General features: G+C 46.6%; 6 protein-coding genes. 2 read left to right on the top strand and 4 right to left on the bottom strand.

Going from position 1 to position 9,047, the window contains the following annotated elements; translation table 11 throughout:
- Positions 1-178: 178 nt before the first annotated feature.
- The gene (locus ACLGGO_RS34280) at positions 179-3,652 is read right to left on the bottom strand and encodes a hypothetical protein (RefSeq protein ID WP_446422667.1); all 3,474 of its coding nucleotides are present in this window, start codon (positions 3,650-3,652) and stop codon (positions 179-181) included.
- 466 nt (positions 3,653-4,118) lie between these two features.
- Between ACLGGO_RS34280 and ACLGGO_RS34275 the strand changes: the two genes are divergently transcribed.
- Positions 4,119-4,328, top strand: coding sequence for an element excision factor XisI family protein (locus tag ACLGGO_RS34275; RefSeq protein WP_446422666.1), 210 nt, complete (start codon positions 4,119-4,121; stop codon positions 4,326-4,328).
- Here ACLGGO_RS34275 and ACLGGO_RS34270 read toward each other — a convergent pair.
- Positions 4,276-5,802 carry a helix-turn-helix domain-containing protein gene (locus tag ACLGGO_RS34270; RefSeq protein ID WP_446422665.1) on the bottom strand — a complete coding sequence of 509 codons (1,527 nt, stop codon included), beginning with the start codon at positions 5,800-5,802 and terminating at the stop codon, positions 4,276-4,278. The genes ACLGGO_RS34275 and ACLGGO_RS34270 overlap by 53 nt on opposite strands.
- Before the next feature lie 146 nt (positions 5,803-5,948).
- The gene (locus ACLGGO_RS34265; RefSeq protein WP_446422664.1) at positions 5,949-6,920 is read right to left on the bottom strand and encodes a hypothetical protein; all 972 of its coding nucleotides are present in this window, start codon (positions 6,918-6,920) and stop codon (positions 5,949-5,951) included.
- 431 nt (positions 6,921-7,351) lie between these two features.
- On the opposite strand from ACLGGO_RS34265, the gene ACLGGO_RS34260 reads away from it, so the two are divergent.
- The gene (locus ACLGGO_RS34260) at positions 7,352-7,780 is read left to right on the top strand and encodes a helix-turn-helix domain-containing protein (protein WP_446361293.1); all 429 of its coding nucleotides are present in this window, start codon (positions 7,352-7,354) and stop codon (positions 7,778-7,780) included.
- Between the two features lie 108 nt (positions 7,781-7,888).
- On the opposite strand, the gene ACLGGO_RS34255 is transcribed toward ACLGGO_RS34260, so the two are convergent.
- Entirely contained in the window at positions 7,889-8,830 is a 942-nt protein-coding gene (locus ACLGGO_RS34255; protein ID WP_446422663.1) for an endonuclease/exonuclease/phosphatase family protein, read from the bottom strand.
- Between the last annotated feature and the right edge of the window lie 217 nt (positions 8,831-9,047).

Raw genomic sequence — 9,047 nt, 5'->3', positions numbered from 1 at the left:
TTTCTATTTTTCTTTAAAAAGCTCAATTTTTAAGCGGCAAATTGACTTATAGAATTAGTTTGTGAGAAATGCGGGTTTAAGCGTCTCTACCGGCTTCTCTTAAAGGAATATAGCCCATGTAAGTAAATGTAAGCCAATATGAGCATATTGTATTATATCAGCTATCTGTAATCAACCCTCACCCCCCAGTCATTTGAGCCAACTCCCTTAACTGACACTCAGGCAACGTTAACATCAACTTAGCCAGGATGATAATTTGAGTTAAACCAGGTATCGCGTCCCACAGCCATTGGAAATCGCTGTGACTGTAAACCGACCACGTAGTTGCCATTGTTTCCAATATCTTGTCGGGCGAATCAGAGGTGACTAACGGCAGATACACAGTAGCCAACCATCGAAGTTCCTCTTCTTGCTCCGGTGCAGGCTGAGTTTTACTCATTTTACTATTAGAGGAACCAATTAGCATTTTGAGTAAATCGCGGAAGCGGCTGATATGCTGCTGAGAATAGCCCGTGATTGCCGCGATCGCACGTTGGGTAATTTTCTCTCCTGTCTGTTTAAGCTGTTCCACAGCCGCTTTAATCGCCATCTCAACCCGTTCAGTTTTACTGGCAGCGTCTGGGGTAATACTGGATGCTAAAGTAAGGGTTACCGGAATATCTAAAGGATAATCTCCCAGAAAGTAGACCCGCAGCTTCTGGTGAGGTCGTCTGTGCGCCCGCAATCGTCCAATAGCTTGATGAATATCAGCGAGTATACAACGCCGCACAAAGGCTCTAAACTCTGGGTCAGCCGAAACATTCATCTCCAAGTAGGGTGGTTCTGTTGGGGGTAACGGATTAGGTGGACGTTCAGACGAGGAGATTGACCCACTCTGGGCGTCACTTAAAGGTGAAAGTAACTCATTACCCCTCCATACTCGAATCGGATACTTAACCTTAACAGTACCCGGTTGAGGCGTTCGTCCATACCTGAGTGTAAACTCAGCCTCCAGATGACTCAGACTCCGACAGGGAGTACCAACCAGAATCAGCGTTTGAGTCGATTCTAAATCATTGACACCGCGAGATTCGACCCACCATCTTAAAGCACCGTCTGGGGCAAACGCCTTGAAGTCAATAACTTTAGCTGTAGGGTCTTTGTCCTGTATAGTCTTAATAATGGCATCAATACGCTGCTGTAAGCAGTTAGAGCGATCGCTATTTCCCAAACGTCCCAATGTCGCTACCTGAATCACCTCCAAGTTACTACGAGGGGTTACACCCTGCTTTAACGAAATAATCTCAGTAGGTGATACCCCCAGTAACTGGGCTAACTCCGTTAAATCACCCGTAGCATCTAAAAAGATATTCCCTTTGGCAGCTTTAGCAATCCTGACCAATCGGTCATCGGGTAATGTGATAGAAAGTACCCCATAAGCAATTCGCAGATGTCCGGCTGCTCCATTTAACACCGTCAGAAAAGGGACTAGCCACTGTAGGATAAATTGTTCCCTGATGGTTTGGGCAACTGTGGCATCAGAGTTGGTACAATTATGGCGGACAGAAGCAGGTAACTTGGCAACACCAGATCCATGTTTTGCCTTGGGGTATAACTTTCTTAAATCGGGTTTGATTGCTTGGGAGATGGTGTTATAGTCAAGGTCTTGGGGTAACTGAGGCAGCAACTCTAAAACACCAGCATGATTCCACCCATAGCGAGATGGTGCAGGAATTTCACCCGTCAGCAGCGCTCTTAAAGCCTGCAAGAGATCCTCTAGTACAGAATAGACACCATCTTTTTTCGTCACTAAATGAACAATGAGTTGGTCTATGTCTTTCTGAGTGACTTCCAGAGTTCGCGTTGTTCGCAGTAAAGTTGACCATTCATCCCACAGTAACACCACCTTGGTATAGTCATACTCAGCCGGGTCAGGTAAACTTTCTGGATGGGCGCGGAATCGATTGGATTTGAGAGCTACTCGACGCTGATGTAAAAAGCCAAACTCATAACCTCCCTGACAAGCCTGTAGATGAGGACAGGTTTGACAGATTACGGTGTCTGCACCGTCAATGTTTAAGGAGCGTAGAGCATTAATCGTTAGGTTGCGGGAGCAGTTGGCAGGAATTCGGGGTATGGCAGGAATTCGGGGTAATTCGTCAGATTTAGCACGACGCTTGCGTCCAAAGGAGTCTATGGTTAAGCCATCATGACGCGCTTCTAGGTCAGTCCAAGTTTTGAGAGTGGGGACGGTGGGATTGCGGTGTTCTGAGCTTAAGAATAGGATGTGCCGAGAGTTAAACAATTGGTTGTTAGTTAGTCCGCAATCATAGCTTTTACCCGTACCAGTAGCCGATGAATCACAGATAAACTTGACTCCTTGGTTTAGGGTACGACTCCAAGCATCCAATCGTTGACCGTCTTGGTAGGTGATAGTTCCCGTTGGGTTGGCTGGTGTTGGTTCATTTTCAACGGTTTCAACAGGGGCAAACCCGTAACGGGAGCGTCGTTGGCTGAGTTGAGCCAGACGGTTTTTCAGTTTGGGGAACCATCCGAGTAAGTCTTTAAATCCATGGAGTTTGATGTGGGGTTGGCGGATTAGTAGCTCGAATTGGGCGACGGTGATATATTGAATTTCATCAGAGCGTCCAGCGATGAGCAGGTCGTCAATGTCTAAATGTTCTTCTTTGGTTGTTTGACCCCACCAAGCGACTCGTAGCTGATAACCCCATTGTTGCACGAGTTTAAAGGTGGTTCGATAGTGTCGCAGGACATGGGAGTTGTGAATCGCCCCGGCGTCGGGGTAGAAATCAATGGTTTTGGTATTGAGTTGAGTAGATAAGATATCGAGGGATTCTTTAAATTGTTGGGGTGATGATGCAAAGTTACCCCCAGCCGCACCTAGGCAAGGTTGATCTAAGCGGGTGGCTACGATGTAAGGTTTTGGGTTAACACCTTCAGTTATGCCAATGCTGGAGCGCTGGATGTCACCTAGGGGACGCCAGACGGCGATGGGGAGTTCACCATTGGGTAGGTGAGCGGTGGGTCCATTGGGACGGAATCTCGAACGGCTGGTGGGCCACTTGTATTTATGTTCGGTGGCGTTGTCGAAGCGAATTTGAAAGCCGATAATGCGCTCAAATACGTCAAAAATTGGGCAACCTATTCCCGGTTTGGAGACAGTGAGTTGGTGACCCCACAGGTCTATACCGGCTAATTGGGGGTTAATGTAGATAACATTTTGATAGGGAGCGATGGTGAAGTAGCAGGCGTGGTCAATTTCTGTGTCAGATAGACCCCGCTGTTGTTGTAAATGTTGGCGGTGAGCGCGGGAGAGTCCGACTTGTTGGGACAGTTTGCGGATAGCGCGATCGCGTTGTTCGATTGGGAGTAAGCGATCGCATCGAGCCGCTTCTTCTTGAAGTCGTTTCGCTCGTTGTGCTGCTCTTTGTTGGCGTAATTGTTCCCACTCATCAGAGTTGCGTTCTTTTCCATCATCAACAGCCCACAGGAAAAAACCCAATATGTCCTCACCGACACATTTGTAACCGGGTGCAGTGGTTACATCGTGGCGGCAGTGAATTAAAGCGTTTTGCAGGTTTTCCCGACAGTCGGAGCGGGAACCGTTACAGACTGGGCAGTTTCTTTTCAGGTAACGCCATGTAGAAGCCATTATCTCATACCTTACTGTTGCTTTGTTGCACCAACTGTGTCTGTTTTTGTTGGTATGAGTTAGAGTAGCGTCCCGGTTTTTTTGGCTGAGAAACTTTTGGTTGATTAATACATTAAAAGATTAAAGGTGTAATCACAGTGCTATAAAATCGCTGTAAGTATTGCCTGTTAAGGTTTTCACGGGTTCACAAAAAAAAATTGGTACTGGGGGGTCGGGGGTTTAGTACCCAGGGGTCGGGGGTTTAGTACCCGGGGGTCGGGGAATAGTTGTAATCAAGCTCAAATCCAGTAATGACAAGGATTACCGCCCTTGACTCAGAGCTGTTTCTCTGATTACAAGGGGGTGTAATCACGGTCTCAAAAGCGGATGAGGGTAAGTTATAGTAAGCCTAAATGAGATATGAAAAAGCAATGAGCTGAAAAAGGGCTCTGATTGTGGTAAACATAGAAGCTGAGGAGGTTACTCAATGGATAAGCTGAACCACTATCGAGATTTAATTAAAAGAATTTTGACTCAATACCATCAACTTGCGGCTCAAACTCCTAGCTCTGGGTTGGAAAGTTTGCTGGCTTTCGACGAAACGCGAAATCAATACCTTTGGTTTCAAACCATCCCCTTATCGTTCAAGCACTCAACTCAAAAGCCGCTTTTAGCCGCTCAAGATTCACTCGACTAATAGAACGCTGACCCGTTTCAATCATAGAAATCATCGACTGGCTGATACCGCTGCACTCCGAGAGTTGTCGGGTAGTCCACCCCTTAGCTGTCCGAATGGCTTTGACCTGACTGCCTGTTAGTTCTATCTCATCAGCTATCTTGGCAGTTAACTGATTTTGAGATAATTGGCGCTTAGATTGAGCCACTTGGGATAGCGATCGCTTCTGGCGTTGCGGGGAGTGCGATCGCAGTTCATCAGGAGCCATAATCCAAACACGACCCGTCAAAATCCGTTCAAAGTATCCCTTGGGTCGGCTACCATTACCCCGACCTGCCCAGTACGGCTGTATTTCTGGTGGGTAAGTTTCTGAGTCAAAGTGCAGCACCCAGTTATTCTCAGTGATGGTAAGCAGGTCTGTCTCAAAACGTTCTGCTAGTTTGGCGCGTAACTTTTTATTTTCTCCCTTCCTGGCTTGTCGAACTTGTTCGCTTCCATAAGCCACTTCCATCAACGTTTGACCCGTGACGGGATAGCGTTGCTCGAACTTGGTCTTAAACAGCAGCCACACCAACAATTTTGCTGCTCCCGGATTGTGCTGCCAAATCCTAATAACTCGCTGTAAGAGGTCTTTAGAAAGCGTACCACACTGGTAATAGGCTTGTTTGTCCTTAGCCCCTGTCCCATTCAGGAAATATTTAGCCCAATGCCCAGCCTTGACTCGGAAGGTCAGTCCTACCAGTTCTTTACTACCAAACAAGTCTCCCTGATAGTGGCGTTGAATTTCTAGCATGTGCCAGAGTCGAGTTTCTGATACAGTAAACCCCTGCAACTTACCTTGGACGGGCCAAGAGATAAAGGTTGAGATCTGACAGGGCTGAGATGCTAGTTTCTCAATCAGGGCAAGCTTTTCCGTTTTGGTTTGATGCTTTCGCTTATTTAACCCCAAATACTTCTCAATTTGTCGGTCGTCAATCGTGAATTCTTGTTCCCAAGGGCGCGTTAGCTTCGTGGCATGGGCAGCATAGATGAGGTGCATACAGGCGGCGCGAATATCAAATGTCTCAATGACCGCTAAAGCGGCTGCCCCGGCTAAAGTAGCTGGATGTTCGTTGCTTAAGTCGTTTATATCGGTGACCCAATAGTGTATTTCACCTTTATTGTTAATCGCTGAGCGAACGAGGCACAACTTTCCCTCAGAATCTAAATCCCAGGTTAGATTCTGCTTTTGTGTCAAGATATCGCTGGCTCCCCAAATTACCAATGCCGATGCCATCCGGTCGGTTTTCCCGTCTGCAAACAGAGACGGGCTTGTCAGTGGTCTTGGTCTACGCGAACGCTTATAGCATTTCTGGTTGCTTGATACCTCTTCCCCAAACCTTAGCTCTAGCTGACCATTTTTCAACGGCTCCATTTGGCTAGAACCCAGATGATGGGTTTCTGTAGGGCTTTGTAAGTTATGCCCGAAGGGGTTAAGATTTGAAGCAGTAGACACAGGTTAACAATAATTCCATTTTAGGCACGTAACGGCTGGTGAGGGTACTCATCAGCAAACGGTTACGAGGTTGACAAATTATGAAGTGAAGTGGCAGACTCAGGGATGCTGCTGGAGAAGACACAACGCGATCGCTATTTACCAAATCAAGCGGCAGCCGTTCCCTCAGAACGCCCTTGAGTTGGCTCAGAATCTGCATTCCCTTCATTTCGGGCAGCCTCTGAAACGTCCAGGATGGCTTCACTAGGGACAGAACGATTTGCAGAAATGGCGGCTTCTAGAACCTGGGCAGCCCAATCCACGGCAACTAATCCCTCAGCTTTAGCCGTATCTCGAAGGAGTGGTTGCAAGTGGGCTGGAAGCTGTAGGGTTAGAGTGAAGGTTTCCCTTTTCAGTATCCGAGTCCTTTTGGTCTCATCGGATTTTGCCCATCGAGCCGTCCACAATTCGCATTCAGCTCCCCGTTGGTTTCCGTCCTTTTCTATAAAATTCAACACCCCAAACTGGTTGCAATAAAACGTTTGGGGGTCATCGAGCAGCTCTAGACTGCAATGAGAGCAATTCCAGCAGCTCTTGTAATTTGTTTGTGCCTCAGGAGGCGAACCTCCATCAGTTCTGGAGTGGCTTCCGGATGGTGGGTTGGCAGTACGCGCACCCTGCTGTCGGTATTCCTGAGCGACTTGGGCAACGTGAGCAGCCGTCACTTTACCACTAGGAGCCGTAGACACCGCCTTAGCCCATGCTACCTGTTGCTGTTCAGGTTTTAAGGCAGTTAGAGGACGAGCTTGGCGCTCATTGGCGGGGAGAATTTGTGCGCCATGGCGCACATTTTCCACCACCGAAGCCGCTTCAATCAACTGATAAGCTGAGCGGCGAGATATTTCCCAACGGGCAAGACAATAATCCTCAAAAGTCCCGTAGTCTTGTCGGTATAAGCGCTTGTCTCGAATCTGCCGTAAGGCTTGTCCGATTTGCCAAAACGCTCTTAAACCCTGTTCTACGGTAGCTTCCAGACTTCTGAATTCTACTATCTCAGCATCGGTTAGTTCGTGTTCTGTATCCGCTAAGGTTTGAGTATTGGCTTGATCGCTATGACCGATAATCTTAGGAGATTGCATTTAATCTTCTCCTTTTGCAAGGTTGAACGTCTTGAGTTGCCCTGTGCGCCGCCAAATGCGTGTTTGCTAATGATTGCTCAGCATTTTGACGGCTGTTGCCTAAATTTGCACCGTGCAATATGTATTATTGCATCATGCAATATCTATTATTGCCTAATTTTAGTCATTTATTCGATCTATTTTTGTATCAGCCATGAAATAGTCTTGCATACAAGAGGGCTACAGGCAGGGGGATGGGACTGGGGAGAGAAATCCCAGCAAACCTTGTCAATGTAAGAGTTTTACCGTTTAATAAGACACAGGGGATCGACGGGTAACGTTGAAACCGTGAGCGAGTGTACAGTCCTAGTCCCGACTTTTGGTGGGGAGTAGGGCAATGAGTGTAAAGAGTATAATTAATTAATAAACAGAGCCAATTAATTAAACAGATAGTGACTGCATTCGTGTCTTCTCACCTCCAGGTTCCTCAACAGCGGCTGAATCAGTTGATTGAACAGCTACTAGAAGAGGGTTGGACTCAAAGCAGCTTGGCTAATGCTATTGGTGTAGATTTCTCCACGGTATATCGGTGGTTGAAGGGGAAAACTAAACCTGAGCCGGATTCCAGGAATTTCCGGCAATTGGCAAAGGTGAGCGGTGGTACCCCCAGAACCCTGCAACTTTATTTAGACGGGGAAATTTCCCTGTCAGTCTACCGTTATGGGTTAGAGAACAAAAAAGTTGTGGATGTAAAAGATGACAATATGTCTAGCAATGAGAGGATTAAGGCAGAAGTTTTAGACAAAATTTACGCCCTTGATCCAGCCGATATTGCTGATGTGATTTCTTCTACGGTGGCGTTTTTAGCCAATCGAGTTTGAGGGGACTGGGTTTTGGAGTGTACCTGCTTGTGACAAAAAAAACAAACCCAGTCGAGTAAGACTGGGTTGTTGTCACCCCAACTGTTTTCTTTGAAGGCAATAAGAGTGTTAACTTCTTCCTTCCACCAACATTTTAAGCTTCAAGAGTTCACGCTCAATCTGTTCAATTTGTTCCAGTAATACCTGTTGTTGATTGGGTGGAGTTGGTTGTACAGATTCTCCTAGCTGGAACGTTGCCAATATTGGACGATGGTCACTGGTTGTTTGATCATCGGGACAATACGCATCTGATGGATCGCCATAGAGAATTACAGAAGATGCTGACCAATTTTTGGCTTCACCTGCCACAAACACAAAATCTAGAACACCATTATATCGATTTGAACAAATTGTCGCTATTAACTTCTCAGGCTTGACCCAGGTAAACACGTCATCAGCTGTGAGCAAGTCCCAGCCTTCATCGTGAACCCCCGATATCACATCCCAGTCAAAGTTGTAGTCCCCGGCGGCAATAATCGGTAATTCTTGAGAACGTCCCCATGCATTCAGCAGCCGTGCTTGTTCGTGACGAGAACTTTCCGAACTCCGGTAAAAATGATTGACCATAAACAGAAACTCTTCTCCCGTGGGTTTGAACCGGAACTGAGCGACCAGGGGCGCTCTCACTCGACCGCCTATATTGATATCATCGAGTTCGTAATGATTGACCTCTTCTAACAGATTACTGTTGTAGGCAATAGCCAAGCGATCGCCTCTACCCGTGCTGCCCAGAATCGTTTGAAAATCAGCATTTTCCCCTTCTTCCGTCCCCTGTTCTAAGTCGGGTAGCCAGGTTTCGTTCTGAACTTCAGAAAATCCCCAGATATCAATATCTTCTAATGGAGCAATGTGCTGACGCGCAATAATCGATGGCACAGCATCCCCTGACTCGACATTGAATGAAGCCACCTTTAACTCACTGGCATTGGCACAGAGATTGCCTCCCAACAGAAAAATACTGCCAGCCAAAAAGATGGTCAAGAAAAATTTGACAGAAGTAAGCTGTTTCATGAAACCTCCAGCATTTGTCTTTAGGTAAGATTGTTAAAGCAATCCATTAATATTCACACCAAAACAGCTTACTCCGTAGAAAACACTCAAAATAATAAAGGTGTCCTTGTTCGATTTAGCGATCAGGTGGATAATGAGACTCAGGGCTATAGCTGCTCTTCATCCGGTTCATCATCCTGAACTTCCGGAGCCTCAAAGACAACTTCAAAACAAGAAT

The organism is Coleofasciculus sp. (assembly GCF_046565525.1).
Taxonomy (GTDB): Bacteria; Cyanobacteriota; Cyanobacteriia; order Cyanobacteriales; family Coleofasciculaceae; genus Coleofasciculus.
The sequence above is the reverse complement of the archived record's forward strand: the minus strand, read 5'-3'. Positions and strand labels throughout refer to the sequence as shown.

Bases quoted from the DNA above. Each gene is read 5' to 3' on its own strand.
- ACLGGO_RS34280 (WP_446422667.1), bottom strand. From the start codon at position 3,652: ATGGCTTCTACATGGCGTTACCTGAAAAGAAACTGCCCAGTCTGTAAC.
- ACLGGO_RS34275 (WP_446422666.1), top strand. From the start codon at position 4,119: ATGGATAAGCTGAACCACTATCGAGATTTAATTAAAAGAATTTTGACT.
- ACLGGO_RS34265 (WP_446422664.1), bottom strand. From the start codon at position 6,920: ATGCAATCTCCTAAGATTATCGGTCATAGCGATCAAGCCAATACTCAA.
- ACLGGO_RS34255 (WP_446422663.1), bottom strand. From the start codon at position 8,830: ATGAAACAGCTTACTTCTGTCAAATTTTTCTTGACCATCTTTTTGGCT.